Origin of the sequence: Nocardioides sp. JQ2195 (assembly GCF_012272695.1) — a bacterium.
Taxonomy (GTDB): domain Bacteria; phylum Actinomycetota; class Actinomycetes; order Propionibacteriales; family Nocardioidaceae; genus Nocardioides.
In genome coordinates, this window is the sequence record NZ_CP050902.1 from 442,935 (window position 1) to 458,704 (window position 15,770).

The following is a 15,770-nucleotide window of genomic DNA, read 5'->3' on the forward strand; positions in this document are numbered from 1 at the left end:
TCAGGGCTTCAGCGAAACCCAGCGGCCCGACTTGATCGCCGGGTCGGTCTCGTCGGCGTAGTAGTAGTAGTAGTCCTGCTGGCCGCGGCGCGGGGCCATGTTGACCACCACGCCGTAGAGACGGGCGTCGACCTGGTCGATGCGCTGGCAGGCGTCGTGGAGCTGCTCCTTGGTGGTCTTGCCGTGGCGGATGACCATCAGTGCACCGTCGGCGGCCCGGGCCAGGATCGCGGCGTCGGCGACCGGGAGCAGCGGGGGAGCGTCGATGATGACGACGTCGTACATGTCGCGCATCTTGCGGATCAGGTCGCGGGTGGCGTTGGACTGCAGCACCTCGGTGGGGTTGGGCGGGATCGGGCCGCCGCCGAGGAAGTCGACGCCGGTGTCGCCGTGCTGCTGGATGCTGTCGACCAGCGAGCTCTTGCCGACCAGCACGGTGGTCAGGCCGACCTTGCCCTCGAGGCCGAGCAGCCCGGCCACGCGCGGTCGACGCAGGTCGCCGTCGACGAGCAGGACCCGGCGTCCGGCCTGGGCCAGGGCGATGGCGAGGTTGGTCGAGGTGGTGGTCTTGCCCTCGCCGGGCAGGGCGGAGGTGATCACGAACGACTTCGGCTGGGCGTCGAGGTCGAGGTAGTCGAGGTTGGTGCGCAGCACCCGGAACGCCTCGGCGCGTGGGGCGAACCCGTTGAGGTCGGTGAGCAGCGGGTGGGTCGGCACGTCGCTGTCGAAGCCGATGTTGGCGACCACGCCGGTCTCGGTGATCTTGCGGATGTCCTCGGCGGTCTTGACGGTGTTGTCGGTGATCTCGCGGAGGACGGCCACGCCGCAGCCGATGACCAGCCCGATCAGCCCGGCGACCGCGAGGTTGAGCAGGGTGCGCGGGGAGACCGGCTCGGCGTTGTAGCTGGCCGGGTCGGCCACCGTGGCCCGGATCGGGGTCGCGGCACGGTTCGGGGCGTCGATGCGGGTGATGTACTTCGTCAGCTGCTCGGCCTCGGACTGCGCGATGGCCTGGGCGATCTTGGGGTCCGGGTGGTTCACGGTGATGTCGATGATCACCGTCAGCGGCTCGACCTCGGCCTTGATCATGTCGGCCAGCTCGGAGGGGCTCTCCTCGAGGTTGAGCTCGCCGATCACCTTCTCCATGATCTCGCGGCTGGTGGCCAGGTCGGCGTACGACGAGACGCGGCCGGAGGAGACCAGGCTGGCGGCGATCGCCTCGGAGGAGTCCTCGACGTCGGTAGAGATGAAGACGCGGGCGTTCGACTCGTACTTCGGGGTGACCAGGAACGAGTAGGCCCCGGCCGCCACGAGGGCGATCAGGAGGAGTGCGACGATCGTCTTCCAACGTCGACGAGCAGTGCGCAAGAGGTCTTTGAAGTCCACGCCGAGCCTTTGGGGTAGATGTGCTGTCGCCGACTCAACGAAGTCTAGGCCGTTCCGTTACTCCGCGTGGCCCGTCCGCGCAGTGTTCTCCCCGTCGCTTCTGGCAGCATGCTGACCATGTCTGCATCCCTCCTGATCACGGTCGCGCCCACCGGCGCCGAGACCGCCAAGGCTGATTGCCCGCAGCTGCCCACCACGCTCGAGGAGCTCGTCGCCACCGCGAAGGAGTGCCGGGCGGCCGGGGCGGCGATGATCCACGTCCACATCCGCGACGACGAGCACCGTCCAACCCTCGACGGCACTCGGCTCAAGGACACCGTCGACGCGCTGCGCTCGGAGACCGACCTGGTCGTCCAGCTCTCCACCGGCGGCTCGGTCCACGACCCGCTCGAGCAGCGGTTGAAGGTGCTCGACGCGGCGCCCGACTCCTGCTCGTTGACGATGGGTACGACGAACTTCGGCGACGACGTCTTCCTCAACCCGTGGCCGTTCATCTGCGACCTCTACCAGCTCTCCCAGGAGCGCGAGGTGGTGCCGGAGTTCGAGCTCTTCGACCTCGGCCACGTGCACGCGCTCAGCCGGCTGCTGGCCAGGTTCGGCCTGCCGTACGGCGGCAAGGTGCACGTCGACCTGGTGATGGGCGTGCCCGGTGGCATGCCCGGTACGGCGGACGCGTTGGTCGCCGCGGTGGCGGCACTTCCGGCGGAGGTGACCAGCTGGGGTGCCACCGGCATCGGTCGCAGCACCCTGTCGGTGGGCCTCGCCTCGTTGGCCAAGGGTGGCCACCTGCGCGTCGGCATGGAGGACGTGCTCACCCTCGCCAAGGGGGTGCCGGTCGAGTCGAACGCCCAGCTCGTCGAGCGGGCGGTGGCGATGGGCGAGCTGGCCCAGCGCACCCCGATGACGCCCGACGAGGCGCGGGCGCTGCTCGGCACCCGCCCCCTCTGAGGGGGCCGGTCCGGCCGCCAGGCGCCTGCCCCACTCCAGTCTGCTGCTGGTGGTGACCCACCCGGCAGACGTGAGAAGCCGGTGAGATGAGGCCGTGACCTCCACGGGGAGGTGTCGTTGACCCATCCGGAGCCACCCTTCGGAATGAGGTCGAGGATGACGGAGTTCGCCTCCCGCGCGGATGTCGCTGAGCCGCCGTCGCCTGCGCTCACGGAGAGCGACCTCGAGCTGCTGCCGGCCCCGAGGCTCGACCCCGTCGACACCCCGCCGACCAGTGACCTCGACGACCCACCGAGGAGCAGCCCGCTGGCCGGCCGGCTCAGGAACGTGGTCGCCTTCGTCGCCCTGGCCGACGTGCTCGTCCTGGCCCTGAGCGCCGTCATCGCGGTCTCGTTCCGGGCCCAGCTCGACGGGGTGCTCGAGAAGGACACCTACCTCGAGTTCGCGGTGCTCAACGGCACCGCCCCGTTCGTGTTCCTGATCTGGATGGCGTGCCTGGCCCTGTCCGGTGCCTACGCCCGCCGCATCCTCGGGGGCGGCACCGAGGAGTTCCGTCGGGTGGCGGTGGCCTCGTTGATGGCGATCGGTGCCGTGGGCACCGTCTCGTTCCTCAGCCGCAGCACCATCTCGCGGGGCTACGTGATCCTCTGCTTCGTCGTCGGCACCCTGCTGCTGCTCGCCACCCGCTATGCCCTGCGCAAGGTGCTGCACGCGTTGCGCCAGCGCGGCAGGCTGCACGCCCGGGTGGTCGCGGTGTGCAGCCCCGAGGCGCTCGACGAGGTGAAGACCAGCCTGGAGCGACTGTCGTGGGCCGGCTACACGCTGGTCGGCGCGTGCGTGCCCTCCCACCACCTCGGTCAGCTCACCGAGAAGCAGCTGCGTGAGCAGCCGGTGCCGATCCTGGGTGGCAGCGACGACGTGGTCGGCGCCTGCCGGGTGACCGGTGCCGACACGGTGCTGGTGGCCGGTGGCGGCCACAGCTCCTCGCAGGCGCTGCGGCGGATCGGCTGGCAGCTGGAGAACCTCGACGTCGACCTCGTCGTCGTCCCCGGGCTGATCGACGTCGCCGGCCCCCGCATCCACATGCGCCAGGTCGGCGGCCTGCCGCTGGTGCACGTCGACAAGCCCCAGGTCGGTCGGGCTGCCGGGCTCACCAAGCGCATCTTCGACCTCGTCGTGGCCTCGGCCATGCTGCTGGTCTTCGCCCCGGTGATGGCCGTCATCGCGCTGGCCATCAAGCTCCAGGACGGCGGCCCGGTGTTCTACCGCCAGTGCCGCAGCGGTCGTGACAACGAGACCTTCGGGATGTGGAAGTTCCGCTCGATGGTGGTCGACGCCGACCGCAGGCTGGCCGAGGTGGCGGCACTCAACGACGCCGACGGCGTGCTGTTCAAGCTCAAGGACGACCCGCGGGTCACCCGCTTGGGCAGGGTGCTGCGCAAGTACTCCCTCGACGAGATCCCGCAGCTGTTCAACGTGCTGGCCAACCAGATGAGCGTGGTCGGGCCCCGCCCACCGCTGCCCACCGAGGTGGCCGACTATCCGGTCGACATGCACCGACGGCTGCTGGTGCGCCCCGGGCTGACCGGCCTGTGGCAGGTCTCCGGGCGCAGCGACCTGCCGTTCGACGAGGCGGTCCGGATGGACCTCTACTACGTCGACAACTGGTCCTTGATCGGCGACGTGATCATCCTGCTGAAGACCGTGCGTGCGGTGCTGCTCTCGAAGGGCGCCTACTGAGGCGACAACGCCGCGGCTAGCCTTGCCCGGTGAGCTTCTCGGTCCTGTTCGTCTGCATCGGCAACGTGTGCCGCTCCCCGTTCGGTGAGCGCTTGTTGCGGCACCGGCTCGACGAGCTGGGCATCGGGGACGACTACACCGTGACCAGTGCCGGCGTACGTGCCCTGCGTGGACGGCCGATGCACCCGGAGTCCGCCCGCACGCTGGCCGAGCGCGGCGGGTCGGCCGACGGCTTCGTGGCTCGGCAGCTCAGCTCCGAGCTGGCCGACGGGGCCGACCTGGTCCTGGCCGCGACCCGCGACATCCGCTCACGCCTGCTCGAGGACGCACCCGGCTCGCTGCGTCGCGCCTTCACCGTGCGCGAGTTCGTCTCCCTGGCGGAGGCCCACCGCGCAGCCGGAGAAGGTCAGTCCGGTGCGCGGGCTGCCAGGCCGCCGGCACCTGATCGCTCCTCGGCACTGGCGAAGGTGGTCGAGGACTGCTCGCGCGGCCGAGGAATCCTGCGACTCGACGACGTCGACATCACCGACCCGATCGGGCGGTCTCCGCAGACCTACGACTCAGTGGCAGAGCTCATGGACGAGCAGGTCTCGAGGCTCGCCCAGGTGTTGCACGATCCGTTGTGACCACTCAGTAGACGAGCGCCTGGACGCCCTCGCCGAGTGCCTCCTCGACGAACACGGGAGCCCCGGCCACGCGGATGCCGGGCAGGGTGTCCTCGGGCGTGATCGACCGTCGGTCGGCGCACTGGGTGCACAGCGTCACCCGGCCGGCCTCGCGGACGCTGGCCAGCAGGTCGGCCAGCGGGGCAGCCAGGGGCAGGGAGAACTCCTCCGCCTTGCCGGGTACGGCGAACCACGCGGCCTCGCCGGTCAACCACAGGCTGACGTCGATGCCCGAGACGGCGGCCGTGGAGGCCACGGTGAAGGCCTGGTTGCAGCGCTCGGGGTCCTCGCTGCCGCAGGTCACCTTGATCACAAGTTTGCGAGCCATGTTTGAAACCCTAGGCGGTGGACAGGATGCCCGCGCCGGACCAAGGGGGTTCGTCTCGGGGACAGAGAAACGGGAACACATGCGCAACGTCTTCATCCAGGGCCTGGCCGCCGCCTCCCTGGTCATCGCGACCACCGGAACGGTCGGACTCGCCAGCTCGTCCGCATCTGCTGCGACCACGGCCGTGTCGGCACCGGTCGCCTCGCAGGTCGTGGCACAGGCCGGCTGCGTGTCGAAGAAGGAGTTCCGGAAGGTCAAGAAGGGCATGACCAAGGCCAAGGTCGCGCGCATCTTCGGCACCAAGGGCACGCTGGCGCAGCGGGTCAAGGACGGTCGCCGCACCATCGAGTCGCGTGGCTACAAGGGCTGCCCCAAGTACTCGTCGGTGGGCGTCGCCTTCATCAAGAAGGGCGACGGCAAGTACAAGCTGGCCAACAAGCTCGCCTCCTGGCAGCTCTGACCAGTCGTGCGGTTGTCGGGGGGCAGGACGGGCAGGACCTACACTGGCGCCCATGCCGTTCGAGCTCCCTGACAACCTGCACCCCGACTGCGCCCCCATCGCCTGGATGCTGGGCACCTGGCGTGGCAACGGCCACGGCGACTACCCGACGATCGACAAGTTCGAGTTCGGCCAGGAGCTGATCTTCACCCACGACGGTCGGCCGTTCTTCCACTACATGGCGCGGGCCTGGGTCGTCGACGACGAGGGCAGCAAGGTCCGCGACGCCGCCGTGGAGACCGGCTTCGTGCGCTGCCGGCCCGAGGGCAAGGTCGAGGTCGTGATGACGCACAACACCGGCTTCGTCGAGGTCTGGTACGGCACCGCAGGCGAGGCCCGCATGGAGATCGCCACCGACGCGATCGTGCGGACCGAGAGCGCCAAGGAGTACACCGCCGGCAAGCGGCTCTACGGCAACGTCGAGGGCGACCTGCTCTACGCGTTCGACATGGCCGCGATGGGCCAGCCCCTGCAGCCGCACATCTGGGCCCGCCTGCAGAGGCAGTGATCCGCAGGTGAACGGCAGGGAGCCACGACGATGAGTGACGACTTCGCCGAACGGATCCGCTCCAGCGGGAAGCGGATGACACCCCAGCGCGAGCTGATCCTGCGTGCCGTCGACACCCTGGGCCACGCCACCCCCGAGCAGCTGCTGGCCGAGGTGCACAAGCACTCCCGGGCGGTGAACCTCTCGACGGTCTATCGCAACCTCGAGGTGCTCGAGGAGCTCGGCCTGGTGCGCCACATGCATCTGAGCGATCGGGCTCCGACCTACCACTCGGTCGGCGGCGCGGAGCACTTCCACCTGATCTGTCGCGGCTGCGAGAAGGTCATCTCGGTCGATCCCGAGGTGGTCGAGCAGCTCTCCGGCCGGTTGCAGCAGGACTTCGGCTTCCTGCCCGACATCGGGCACCTGACGGTGTTCGGGAGCTGCGCCGACTGCCGAGACGCACCGGCCTGATCCCGGGGCCGAGTCGCTCCGAGCACGAAGATGCGGACCGCAGCCCAATCGGGGGTGGGGCTGCGATCCGCACCAACCACACACAGTAGCGACCCGGTGAAAATTTGACGAGGAGCCACGGGGAACCGGGCGGCGCGTAGGCTGGGGCCGTGACTTCCAGCCCCCTCCTCGACCTGCCCGGCGCGGTCTCCGGTGACGGCGTCGACGCCCCGGTGGCCGCCCACTACGGCTCCTTCAACACCGAGCAGCGTGCCCTTGAGCAGGGCGACGGCTTCGTGGATCTCTCCCACCGCGAGGTGATCCGCATCGCCGGGCCGGACCGGCTCACCTGGCTGCACTCGCTGACCACCCAGCACGAGGAGGCCCTCGGCTCGGGGAAGCCCACGATGGCGCTCATCCTCAGCCCGCAGGGTCACGTCGAGCACGCGATGTACGGCGCCGACGACGCCGAGAGCGAGACGTTCACCGCCCACGTCGAGCCGGGGCAGGCCCAACCGCTGATCGACTTCCTGCTCAAGATGCGCTTCATGATGCGCGCCGAGATCGACGACGTCACTGCCGACACCGCGGTGACGTGGCGTCCGGCCAAGCGCGAGGGAGTGCCGTTCGACGGCTACGAATTCGTCCCGCGCGACCGGTTGACGGCGTACGCCGAAGCGGCCGGCCCGGCGGCCGGCACCTGGGCCTTCGAGGCGCTGCGGATCGCTCGCGGCGAGGCCCGGATGGGCCTCGACACCGACCACCGCACGATCCCCAACGAGGCCGGTTGGATCACCACCGCGGTGCACCTCGACAAGGGTTGCTACCGCGGCCAGGAGACCGTCGCCCGGGTGCACACGCTGGGGCGCCCCCCGCGTCGACTCACGCTGCTCCACCTCGACGGCTCCGAGAACCGGCTGCCGGCACGCGGCTCCGAGGTGTTCAACGGGGAGAAGGCGATCGGCTTCGTCGGAACCTCCGCGCGCCACCACGAGCTCGGCCCCATCGCACTGGCCATGCTCAAGCGCAACGTGCCGGTCGACGCGACCCTGGCCGTCGACGGGATCCCCGCCGGCCAAGAGGTCGTCGTCGACCCCGACGCCGGCCTCCACGTGCGCCCCAACCTGCGCGGCTGAGCCGGGGTTTCGTGGAGCCGGACCGTCACCTCGGGTGGCTGGTCCTGTCGTGGCGCCACACGATCGGCGACGACGTGAGCGGTCAGGTCGCTGCGTGGCACACCGGCTGGGTGCCGACGTACGACGAGTGCGCGGACACCGAGGGGCGGGCCCGGCTGGCACGGGGCACGCTGACCTCGTTGATCGACCTGGTCCGTCTTCCGTCGCCACCGTCCTCCCGTCGCCCGGCGACGGTCGGTGAGGCGTTCGGAGAGCTCCTCGAGGTGGCGCTCGAAGGACGTGCCTCGGCCGCCCAGTGGTGGGACATCGGGGCGTCGATCCGCGACGACCCGGCACGGGCGCCGCAGGGCGAGGCCCTCGAGGCGCTGCTCTTCCGGCTGGCCAACGCACTCCCGCGCGGGGTCAAGCACGCCTTTCGGATGATGCGGTCCGCTGCGCTCGACATCGCCGAGGTGCCGGCCCTGCAGGGGCCGATGGTGCGCGCGATCCGTGACTGCCTCGGCGACCCGGAGGGCCCGTCGTTCGTGGAGACGATCGGGCTGCTCGAGCAGATCCCGACCGCCGAGTCGCGCGGGGTGCTCCTCGAGCTGCTGGAGACCACGAGGTCGCGCTCGCAACGGCAGTACGCCGCCGAGCTCGCTGCCGAGACACTGGCCCGGGGCGAGTTCACGGAGGCCGAGCGGTCGCGGGTGGTGCTCGGCGTGCTGAAGAGCTGGCGCTCCGACCCGGTGGTGGCCCACGAGGACCTCGGCCAGCTGATCGGCGTGCTGCCGGCCGGACTGGCTGAGGTGCTGGCCCGGGACGGCCGGGTCAGTGCCGCCGAGGTGGCGGACCCGATGGCCGCGATCTCGGTGCCGGAGGCGAGCCGGTGGAGCCATGACCTGGCGCAGCGCTCCCTCGCCGACTGGCCGGCCGGTGGTGAGCCGGTCGTGGCGCGGCTGGAGTCGTTGGTCCACCAGTGCCTGTTCGTGTCGAACCCGGAGCTCAGGTGGCGGGCGACGTTGCTGCTGAGTGCCTCACCGTTCCAGCCCGGCCTCGCGCACGCGCTGATCGGCCTGCTCCGGCAGCCCGGAGTGCCGGTGGGCCTGCGCCGTCGGGGCGCGAAGGCGCTCAGCCATGTGGTCAGCGAGGGCAGCACGCTGCAGCTGATCCCGTTGCTGCACGACCCCGACCCGGCAGTCGCCGAGAGGGCGACGATGGCCTACGGCCACACGACGTACTCCGGCACGGCCGACCAGATCCTGCGGCGCGGCGGCATCCCGCCGGAGCAGCAGCCGATCTCGCGGGCCCGCGTCTATGCGTTGGGAATGACCGGTTCTCCCGGCATCGCGGTCCTCGCGGAGTCGACCACCGCTCCTCGCTGGCAGCGACAGAACGCTCGCTGGTGGCACGAGCACGGCCCGGCGATCCACGCCTGAGCGGTCGGCCCCTGGGCCAGCCGGCCAGGACGGTCAGTCGGGGCAGGTGTCCTCGTAGTAGCGCTCCAGCTGAGCCGCGTTCCTGCCGTTGCCGGTGGGCAGGGTGGCAAGGTCGCGGAACGCGTCGCCGTCCTTGAACTGCACGCTCGAGTCGGTGACCTGCTCGAAGGCCTCGCGTGCCCCGGCAGGGATGCCCTCGGGGGTGCCCGCGTGGAGCAGGTCGTCCTGGAGGGTGCGGAGGTCCTTCGTGGTGGCGGTTCCGGGTGCCTCCAGCAGGGCGGCGTACGTCGTGCAGAAGTCGGCCCGCGACGCGTCCTTCGGGGCCTCGCGTGGGTTGTCCTCGTTGCAGCCGGTGAGCAGCAGGGCGCCGATGGTGAGGACGACCGGAAGGGCGGCACGCGTGCGGGACATGTCGCGAACCCTATCCGTGACTCCGCGGGGCCTGTGACGTTGGAGGGGAGGTCGCAACACGTAGGGTGACCACGACGGACGTGGAAAGGGATGGACATGGCACTCGAATCGGCCGAGCGACCCTGGGGGTCTTGGCATGTGCTGGACGAGAACCAGGGCTACAAGGTCAAGCGGATCCAGGTGCACCCCGGCCAGCGGCTGTCCTACCAGACCCACAAGCACCGCTCCGAGCACTGGGTGATCATCTTCGGCATCGCCACCTGTGTCATCGACGACGAGACGATCGTGGCCGGCCCCGGGGAGTCGATCGACGTGCCCGTCGGTGCCGCACACCGGATCACCAACGAGCACTCCGAGGAGCTGGTGATCGTCGAGGTCCAGCACGGTGCCTACACCGGCGAGGACGACATCACCCGGCTCGAGGACGACTACGGCCGAGAGGACGACGCGGCTTCATGACCCGCGCCCTCGCTGTCGCTGCTGTCCTGGCGACGGCGCTGGTCCTGGCCGGATGCGACGACTCCAGCTCGAGCGATGGTGCGACTGTCGGCGACCCGGCGTCGTCGATCTCCTCGGCCCCGGCCGAGACCTCTTCGCCCTCGGGCTCCGACGGCGTCCCCGAGTCCTTCGGGTCGACGGTCAACGGCACCGGCTACACCTTCGACGTCCCGGAGGGCTGGGGGCAGCCCAGCCGGACACCACCCGGTGAGTTCGACGCGTTCGCGGTCGACCTCCACGACGCCGACGGCTTCTCCGACAACGTCAACGTGCTCCTCTCGCCGGCGCCGAGCGTGACCCGCCAGCAGATCAGGGCCGAGTTCGCCGCCGCCGACGTCAAGGTCTCCTTCGGCGACAACGTGCGGATCTCCGGCATGGACTCCCTCCACGTGATGGGGAGCATGAGCAACCGGGGCGTCGACTACTACATCGAGCAGTTCTATCCCACGGCCGGGGACGGCCAGGTCTATGTGGTGACCTTCTCCTTCAGTCCTTCCGTCACGCCGTCGGAGCGCACCGCAGTCATCGACGAGACCCTGGCCACGTGGGTCTGGACGATCTGATCGCTGTCACCCCGGCCGCCTAGGCTTGGGCCATGGCGGGTGGTTGGAGCAGGCGCAGCAATCACGGCACGATGGCCGAGCGGGTCGCCGCCACGCGCCGCAACGCTGAGGGTTCCGCCGAGGCAGTCGAGCAGAACGGAACTCCGGTGGTCGAGCAGTCCGAGGAACGAGGACGGCCGTCGAGCCCACGCACGCCCGAGGTCACCCCGCCCGACCTCAAGCACTGCTGGTATGCCGGCCCGCACGGTCGCCAGGCCGCGTTGCTGCTCGCGTGGCGTCAAGCAAGCCCGGGCGCAGCGTGGGAGGGCAACATCGCCGTCGCCGCACCCGATGGCGACGGCTGGGCGATCGTGACGATGTGGGTCGGGGCCTCCATGCTCAGGCCCGCGACAGGGCAGGGATAGAGTCCGTGTCCATGCGCGCACTCGGACAGACGGCAACCTTCGTAGGCGTGCTCATCGCACTGATCAGCGCGATGACTTCCGGTCAGAGCGACATCCAGTGGTCGCTGCTCGGTGTGGCACTCACAGTCGCCGGAGTCGGCCTGATGTGTGCGCCCAGAGAAGCCTGATCGTCTGCCCGGCCGACTGACGGGCGTCGAGCACGAATGCTTGTCGTCCCCTAACGAACGGGTTGCTTGTCCCCCAATCGGACGACTTCCAGGAGTCGCGGGCGCCTTCTACTTTGACCTTGATCGAGGTCTGCGGCAGCCGGCCAATGCCCCGTCGAGCGATTGGAGACTTTCGTGAGCAATAAGCGCATGAGGGTGCTATGCCTGTTGGGAATCACCCCGCTCCTCATCATCTCTGCTCTGGCAGGTCTGAGCCTGCAACCCGATCGTGCAGAGGCATTCCCGTCAACCTTGAGGCTTCCCTTCGCAAGCGGTCAGGCGTGGTACGTCTGCCAGGGATACAACGGAAGGCCAAGCCATACTGGGGATCCGGCGCTGGATCTAACGACCTACAGCGGTCGAGGATCCAATGGATGCTGGGGTGGAGCGAACGACGCGAACGGCAAACCAGTTTACGCCCCGGCTTCAGGACAGCTCGTCAATCTGGGCGGTGGTCTCGGCGGAATCTGCATAACTTTTGACGCTGGAGGATCCATGTACTTTGGCCACCTCGCGAGTCGTCGGTCAACTGGCCGAGTCTCTGTGGGGCAGAAGATCGGCGTGGTGGCGGCCGCTGGTTCCGAAGGTAATGGTGGATACGCGCATCTTCATCTGAGCGCGCGAACTGGTACGGGGTGTGGCGGAACAAAGGTGCCATTTGATGATGTGCATCGAGCTCGTTTTTCTGGTGCTCCCAACATGACAATGCCGGGAGTAGCCAATCAGTGGGCCGGCACGAAACTGCTGCGAAAGGCCCCATCCAGTTTGCGCCACAGTGCTCCGAGTGCAACTGACTACAACGGAGATGGAAAGTCGGACATCTTCTGGTGCAACCACCCGGGTAGTGCGAAGGATTCGATCTGGTTGGCGACCGGTGGGGGCAAGTTCAAGACTGGTGTGAGCGCGGCGGTGAAGGGGAGCAATTACACGCCGATTCCTGGTGACTTCAATGGTGATGGGAAGACGGACATCTTCTGGTTCAACTAGGCGTATGTGCTCAGGATCAGGCGGCGTATTCCAGTGCGGGTCCGCGGTAGAGCTCGATGGTGAGGACGCGCGGCTTCTGCGGAGCCGGGTCAGCGGTTTGGTCCGGAGCCTGTGGAACGTGGCCGGGCAACGGCGGCGCCGTCGAGGTGTAGCGATGTCCGGTCGGTGTGGTGGTGGTGACCTGATGTCGCTGGCCGGGTGGATGGGTGCCGGAGGCTGACCAGCCGGGCGCCTCCTTGGCGTAGTTGCAGGCCTCGCAGAGACCTTGCAGGTTGGCCTCGGCGGTCGCGCCACCCTCGGCGACGCCTTGCACGTGATCGATGTGGCGGATGGGGGCGTCACACCACAGGTTGCGGCAGGTGCCACCGTCGCGGAGTCGGAGGAGTCGGGCGAGGCCGGCGGGGACGATGCGGGCCTGTGAGTCCATTGCCACGAGGCCACCGTGTGCTCCGGCATACACCTTGCGGAGCCAGGTGGTGAGGCCGGCTTCGATGCTGTTGGCGAGGAGGTTGCGGGCCAGGTCGGCGGGGATCGGGCCGTGGCCGTCGAGGTGGGCGGCGTTGTCGGCGCCGAGGAGGGTCGAGTCGGAGACGACGAGGTTGACTGCGACAGGGGTGGCGGGGGCCGCGGACTGTCCGGTGATGCGCTCCACGAAGGTGTCGGCCATGATCTGGCTGCGGGAACGCTCGTCACCGGAGTTGGTCAGGGTGTCGCCGGCCGCCTTCAGAGCAGCGACAACAGCAACGCCTTGGGCAACCGGCAGGTGAGCGGTGACGTAGGTCATCGTGTCGGGGGCGGGGCGAATCGTGACGCAGCGGTCCTTCTCTGCCTTGGCACGGGCCCGGGCGACCGAGGCGGGGTCGAGTTGGCCGGCACGCTTGCTGGCCTCGTTGCCGATCTGCTTGTCACTCATCTTCATGAGCGCCTCGGAGTCGCCGGCGATCTCCTCGTCGATCCGTTGGCGGGCGTCGAGCTCGACCGCAGCGGTCTCCTTGACCAGTTGCGTGACGCCCCACTCGCTGATCGCGCCGGAGCGGAAGGCGGCGTGGGTGTTGGGCATCTCCTTGCGGAGCACCTTGGCCAGGCAGAGGTGCTTCCTGGCGCGAGTAGGTGACTCCATGCGCGCAGCGCCGAGTTGGGTGTCGATGCCGCGACCCTGCATCCGCTTGCCGACTCCGCGCTCTTCAGCCTTCGCCCGCATCGAGGTGTCGAAGTCGACGGCGAGGTCGGCCTGCACCGAGCCGATGATGCGCTTGAGCTTCTCGAGCTCGGTGGTCAGATCGATGCGCTCAGAATCGTCGTCCACGCTCTCGACGGCCTCGACCAAGGCCGTTGCCCACGCGGTCACTGTCGTCGCATCCACGGGCGCCACAGCGACCGGAGCGGCCTGCTCCGGGTGACGACGAGTGAATGTTTCGAACATGTGTTCGATGATACGCCGACCGGAAATGGGGGTCAATGGCCTGGCGGAATCTGTGGAAGGAGATTTCGTCTGGTGCGGTGTTGTGGTGCGCGGCCAGCGGTCGCCGGGGTTGTTCGTATTGCTCATGGGTACAGAAACCCAGTCGCAGCGAGGGGAGAGCCCATGCACGCTGACCTCGTCTGGGTCGCTGCTGGACTGAGCCTGCTGCTCGCCGTGGTCCTGCCCGAGCTGCTCGACCGGTGGGCGATCTCGGCGCCGATGGTGCTGGTGGCGATCGGCATCGCCTCGGGCTTCACGTCGCTGCCGGACGGCCTGCCGCTGGACCCCCAGGAGAACCGCGCAGCGATCGAGCACGTCACGGAGCTCGTCGTGATCGTCGCGCTGATGGGCGTCGGGCTCGCGATCGACCGTCCGCTGGACCTGCGCAGCCGAGCGTCCTGGGCGCGGTGGAGCACGACGTGGCGCCTGCTCGTCGTGGCGATGCCGCTCACCATCGCGGGCGTCGCCCTCCTCGGGTGGGCACTGGGCCTGCCGGCCGCCGTGGCGCTGCTGCTCGGTGCGGCGCTGGCGCCGACCGATCCGGTGCTCGCCTCCGACGTGCAGGTGGCGGGTCCGCAGACAGCGGGTGAGGAGCAGGAGGTGGACGAGTCCGACGAGCTCCGCTTCGCGCTCACCTCGGAGGCCGGCTTCAACGACAGCCTCGCCTTCCCCTTCGTCCACGCCGCGATCCTGCTGGCCGGTCACGAGACGGTCGGCGACTGGTTGCCGAGGTGGATCGGCTTCGACCTGCTCGGCAAGGTCGTCATCGGGGTGGTCGTCGGCATCGTCGTCGGCAGGGCGCTGTCCTACGCAGCATTCCGCTCCGGCTCGCGCTCCCTGCGCGTCGCCGAGCGGGGAGAGTCGTTGATGGCGCTGGCCGCGCTCGTGACGGCGTACGGCGTGGGCGAGGTCGTCGGCGGCTACGGGTTCCTGTCGGTCTTCGTCTGCGCCATGACGTTCCGCTCGGCCGAGCGGTCGCACGACTACCACGCGGCGATGCACGACATCGTGCTGCGGCTCGAGCGCCTGCTCACGCTGTTCGTGCTGCTGGTCATGGGTGTCGCGTTGAGCCGCGGACTGCTCGAGAGCCTCGACTGGCGCGGGGTGGTGCTGGGGGTGGCCCTGGTGTTCCTGGTGCGTCCGCTCACCGGAATCCTCGCGCTGGCGCCGTACGCCTCCCGCGAGCGACCGCAGCTCGACCGCGGCCAGCGCTGGGCCGCTGCGTTCTTCGGCGTCCGCGGCATCGGGTCGATCTTCTACCTGGCCTACGCCGCGGGTGAGGCGCCCGAGCTGGGCACGGACTGGCTGTGGTCGACGATCGTGTTCACGATCGTGCTGTCGGTCTTCGTGCACGGGGTGCTCGCGTCGCCGGTGATGAGACGGATCGGGAGCGAGAACCCGTCCTGACGACTTCGGGACTTCTGTCGCACGGCGGCCTGCTTTGGGAGCACAATGGCACCCGTTCGATCGTGTCAGGAGAACCCAGCATGTTGAGCCAAGACTTCGAAGCCTTCGTCGAAGAGCTGAAGCTGTCCGGATCTGCCGTCGAGACCGCCGAGCAGGTGGTCGGCCATGCCCTGAAGCAGCTCGAGGCTGACCACGCCGGCATCACCCTGCTCGGACCCGGTGGTCACCTGGAGACCATCGCCCCGACCGACTTCCTGGTGGAGCAGGTCGACCACCTGCAGTACGAGCTGAACGAGGGTTGCTGCGTGGACAGCACGTGGAGGGGCGAGCTGGTCCTCTCCGAGTCCTTGGCGACTGACCCGCGATGGCCCACCTGGGGGCCGAAGGCAGCGGAGCTGGGGGTGGCCAGCGTGCTCGCGGTGCAGCTGAGCAGCACGGAGCGAGGTCGGGTCGGCTCCCTCAACCTCTACTGGACGGAGGAGCGGACCTTCGCGAAGGACGTCGTGGCGTTCGCGCACATCTTCGCGCGTCATGCCGCACTGGCCCTGTCGCACTCCCTGCACCGCGACGACTTCGACGTCTCGCTCGACTCGCGCAAACGGCTGGGCATCGCCCAAGGCATGCTGATGGAGCGATTCGGACTGGCGCCCGATGACGCGTTCCGCATCCTCCAGCAGTTCGCCCAGGACCGTGACCAGAAGCTGGGTGACGTGGTCGATCAGCTGATCAGCAGCCCCGGACGCCGGTCCAGGGGCTGACGCCCGGGTCACGG

The 15,770-nt window shown here is 69.0% G+C and carries 19 protein-coding genes; 15 read left to right on the forward strand and 4 right to left on the reverse strand.

Annotated features, from left to right (window positions below; genetic code table 11):
- On the reverse strand, positions 1 to 1,386 hold the full coding sequence (locus ncot_RS02045; RefSeq protein WP_168616105.1) for a polysaccharide biosynthesis tyrosine autokinase: 1,386 nt from the start codon (positions 1,384 to 1,386) through the stop codon (positions 1 to 3).
- Positions 1,387 to 1,503: 117 nt separating this feature from the next.
- Here ncot_RS02045 and ncot_RS02050 point away from each other — a divergent pair, with 117 nt between their 5' ends.
- From ncot_RS02050 to ncot_RS02060, 3 genes are all read left to right on the forward strand, one after another.
- Complete coding sequence (locus tag ncot_RS02050; RefSeq protein ID WP_168616106.1) at positions 1,504 to 2,334, forward strand: 3-keto-5-aminohexanoate cleavage protein; 831 nt, start codon at positions 1,504 to 1,506, stop codon at positions 2,332 to 2,334.
- Positions 2,335 to 2,490: 156 nt separating this feature from the next.
- Entirely contained in the window at positions 2,491 to 4,074 is a 1,584-nt protein-coding gene (locus ncot_RS02055; protein ID WP_168616107.1) for a sugar transferase, read from the forward strand.
- Positions 4,075 to 4,103: 29 nt separating this feature from the next.
- On the forward strand, positions 4,104 to 4,700 hold the full coding sequence (locus ncot_RS02060) for a protein tyrosine phosphatase (RefSeq protein WP_168616108.1): 597 nt from the start codon (positions 4,104 to 4,106) through the stop codon (positions 4,698 to 4,700).
- Between the two features lie 4 nt (positions 4,701 to 4,704).
- Here ncot_RS02060 and ncot_RS02065 read toward each other — a convergent pair whose 3' ends face one another.
- Entirely contained in the window at positions 4,705 to 5,067 is a 363-nt protein-coding gene (locus ncot_RS02065) for a DsrE family protein (protein WP_168616109.1), read from the reverse strand.
- 79 nt (positions 5,068 to 5,146) lie between these two features.
- Between ncot_RS02065 and ncot_RS02070 the strand changes: the two genes are divergently transcribed.
- The 5 genes from ncot_RS02070 to ncot_RS02090 all read left to right on the forward strand — a co-directional run bounded on the left by ncot_RS02070 (position 5,147) and on the right by ncot_RS02090 (position 9,060).
- Positions 5,147 to 5,527: a hypothetical protein gene (locus ncot_RS02070; protein WP_168616110.1), complete on the forward strand. Its 381-nt coding sequence runs from the start codon at positions 5,147 to 5,149 to the stop codon at positions 5,525 to 5,527.
- Between the two features lie 52 nt (positions 5,528 to 5,579).
- Positions 5,580 to 6,074, forward strand: coding sequence for an FABP family protein (locus tag ncot_RS02075; protein WP_168616111.1), 495 nt, complete (start codon positions 5,580 to 5,582; stop codon positions 6,072 to 6,074).
- 30 nt (positions 6,075 to 6,104) lie between these two features.
- Entirely contained in the window at positions 6,105 to 6,527 is a 423-nt protein-coding gene (locus ncot_RS02080) for a Fur family transcriptional regulator (RefSeq protein ID WP_168616112.1), read from the forward strand.
- 149 nt (positions 6,528 to 6,676) lie between these two features.
- Positions 6,677 to 7,642, forward strand: a complete 966-nt coding sequence (locus ncot_RS02085; protein ID WP_168616113.1) for a folate-binding protein YgfZ — start codon at positions 6,677 to 6,679, stop codon at positions 7,640 to 7,642.
- 11 nt (positions 7,643 to 7,653) lie between these two features.
- Positions 7,654 to 9,060, forward strand: a complete 1,407-nt coding sequence (locus ncot_RS02090) for a hypothetical protein (RefSeq protein ID WP_168616114.1) — start codon at positions 7,654 to 7,656, stop codon at positions 9,058 to 9,060.
- 33 nt (positions 9,061 to 9,093) lie between these two features.
- Here the strand turns inward: ncot_RS02090 and ncot_RS02095 are convergent, their stop codons facing one another.
- The gene (locus ncot_RS02095) at positions 9,094 to 9,471 is read right to left on the reverse strand and encodes a hypothetical protein (protein WP_168616115.1); all 378 of its coding nucleotides are present in this window, start codon (positions 9,469 to 9,471) and stop codon (positions 9,094 to 9,096) included.
- A 96-nt stretch (positions 9,472 to 9,567) separates the two neighbouring features.
- Between ncot_RS02095 and ncot_RS02100 the strand changes: the two genes are divergently transcribed.
- From ncot_RS02100 to ncot_RS02120, 5 genes are all read left to right on the forward strand, one after another.
- Positions 9,568 to 9,930: a phosphomannose isomerase type II C-terminal cupin domain gene (locus tag ncot_RS02100; protein ID WP_168616116.1), complete on the forward strand. Its 363-nt coding sequence runs from the start codon at positions 9,568 to 9,570 to the stop codon at positions 9,928 to 9,930.
- On the forward strand, positions 9,927 to 10,532 hold the full coding sequence (locus ncot_RS02105; RefSeq protein WP_168616117.1) for a hypothetical protein: 606 nt from the start codon (positions 9,927 to 9,929) through the stop codon (positions 10,530 to 10,532). Before ncot_RS02100 ends, ncot_RS02105 begins: the two co-directional genes overlap by 4 nt.
- A gap of 32 nt (positions 10,533 to 10,564) precedes the next feature.
- Positions 10,565 to 10,936, forward strand: a complete 372-nt coding sequence (locus ncot_RS02110; RefSeq protein WP_168616118.1) for a hypothetical protein — start codon at positions 10,565 to 10,567, stop codon at positions 10,934 to 10,936.
- Positions 10,937 to 10,947: 11 nt separating this feature from the next.
- Entirely contained in the window at positions 10,948 to 11,103 is a 156-nt protein-coding gene (locus ncot_RS02115; RefSeq protein WP_168616119.1) for a hypothetical protein, read from the forward strand.
- A 174-nt stretch (positions 11,104 to 11,277) separates the two neighbouring features.
- Positions 11,278 to 12,129, forward strand: a complete 852-nt coding sequence (locus ncot_RS02120; RefSeq protein ID WP_168616120.1) for an FG-GAP-like repeat-containing protein — start codon at positions 11,278 to 11,280, stop codon at positions 12,127 to 12,129.
- A gap of 16 nt (positions 12,130 to 12,145) precedes the next feature.
- Here ncot_RS02120 and ncot_RS02125 read toward each other — a convergent pair whose 3' ends face one another.
- Positions 12,146 to 13,552, reverse strand: coding sequence for an HNH endonuclease signature motif containing protein (locus ncot_RS02125; protein ID WP_168616121.1), 1,407 nt, complete (start codon positions 13,550 to 13,552; stop codon positions 12,146 to 12,148).
- A gap of 162 nt (positions 13,553 to 13,714) precedes the next feature.
- On the opposite strand from ncot_RS02125, the gene ncot_RS02130 reads away from it, so the two are divergent.
- Together ncot_RS02130 and ncot_RS02135 are read left to right on the forward strand one after the other, a co-directional pair.
- Entirely contained in the window at positions 13,715 to 14,998 is a 1,284-nt protein-coding gene (locus tag ncot_RS02130) for a cation:proton antiporter (RefSeq protein ID WP_168616122.1), read from the forward strand.
- An 80-nt stretch (positions 14,999 to 15,078) separates the two neighbouring features.
- Positions 15,079 to 15,756: a GAF and ANTAR domain-containing protein gene (locus tag ncot_RS02135; protein WP_168616123.1), complete on the forward strand. Its 678-nt coding sequence runs from the start codon at positions 15,079 to 15,081 to the stop codon at positions 15,754 to 15,756.
- Positions 15,757 to 15,770: the final 14 nt, after the last annotated feature.

Excerpts from the sequence above, each read along its gene's own strand:
- ncot_RS02100 (WP_168616116.1), top strand. The coding sequence starts at position 9,568 with ATGGCACTCGAATCGGCCGAGCGACCCTGGGGGTCTTGGCATGTGCTG.
- ncot_RS02095 (WP_168616115.1), bottom strand. The coding sequence starts at position 9,471 with ATGTCCCGCACGCGTGCCGCCCTTCCGGTCGTCCTCACCATCGGCGCC.
- ncot_RS02125 (WP_168616121.1), bottom strand. The coding sequence starts at position 13,552 with ATGTTCGAAACATTCACTCGTCGTCACCCGGAGCAGGCCGCTCCGGTC.
- ncot_RS02130 (WP_168616122.1), top strand. The coding sequence starts at position 13,715 with ATGCACGCTGACCTCGTCTGGGTCGCTGCTGGACTGAGCCTGCTGCTC.
- ncot_RS02135 (WP_168616123.1), top strand. The coding sequence starts at position 15,079 with ATGTTGAGCCAAGACTTCGAAGCCTTCGTCGAAGAGCTGAAGCTGTCC.
- ncot_RS02055 (WP_168616107.1), top strand. The coding sequence starts at position 2,491 with ATGACGGAGTTCGCCTCCCGCGCGGATGTCGCTGAGCCGCCGTCGCCT.
- ncot_RS02115 (WP_168616119.1), top strand. The coding sequence starts at position 10,948 with ATGCGCGCACTCGGACAGACGGCAACCTTCGTAGGCGTGCTCATCGCA.
- ncot_RS02105 (WP_168616117.1), top strand. The coding sequence starts at position 9,927 with ATGACCCGCGCCCTCGCTGTCGCTGCTGTCCTGGCGACGGCGCTGGTC.
- ncot_RS02050 (WP_168616106.1), top strand. The coding sequence starts at position 1,504 with ATGTCTGCATCCCTCCTGATCACGGTCGCGCCCACCGGCGCCGAGACC.
- ncot_RS02075 (WP_168616111.1), top strand. The coding sequence starts at position 5,580 with ATGCCGTTCGAGCTCCCTGACAACCTGCACCCCGACTGCGCCCCCATC.
- ncot_RS02080 (WP_168616112.1), top strand. The coding sequence starts at position 6,105 with ATGAGTGACGACTTCGCCGAACGGATCCGCTCCAGCGGGAAGCGGATG.
- ncot_RS02070 (WP_168616110.1), top strand. The coding sequence starts at position 5,147 with ATGCGCAACGTCTTCATCCAGGGCCTGGCCGCCGCCTCCCTGGTCATC.
- ncot_RS02110 (WP_168616118.1), top strand. The coding sequence starts at position 10,565 with ATGGCGGGTGGTTGGAGCAGGCGCAGCAATCACGGCACGATGGCCGAG.
- ncot_RS02065 (WP_168616109.1), bottom strand. The coding sequence starts at position 5,067 with ATGGCTCGCAAACTTGTGATCAAGGTGACCTGCGGCAGCGAGGACCCC.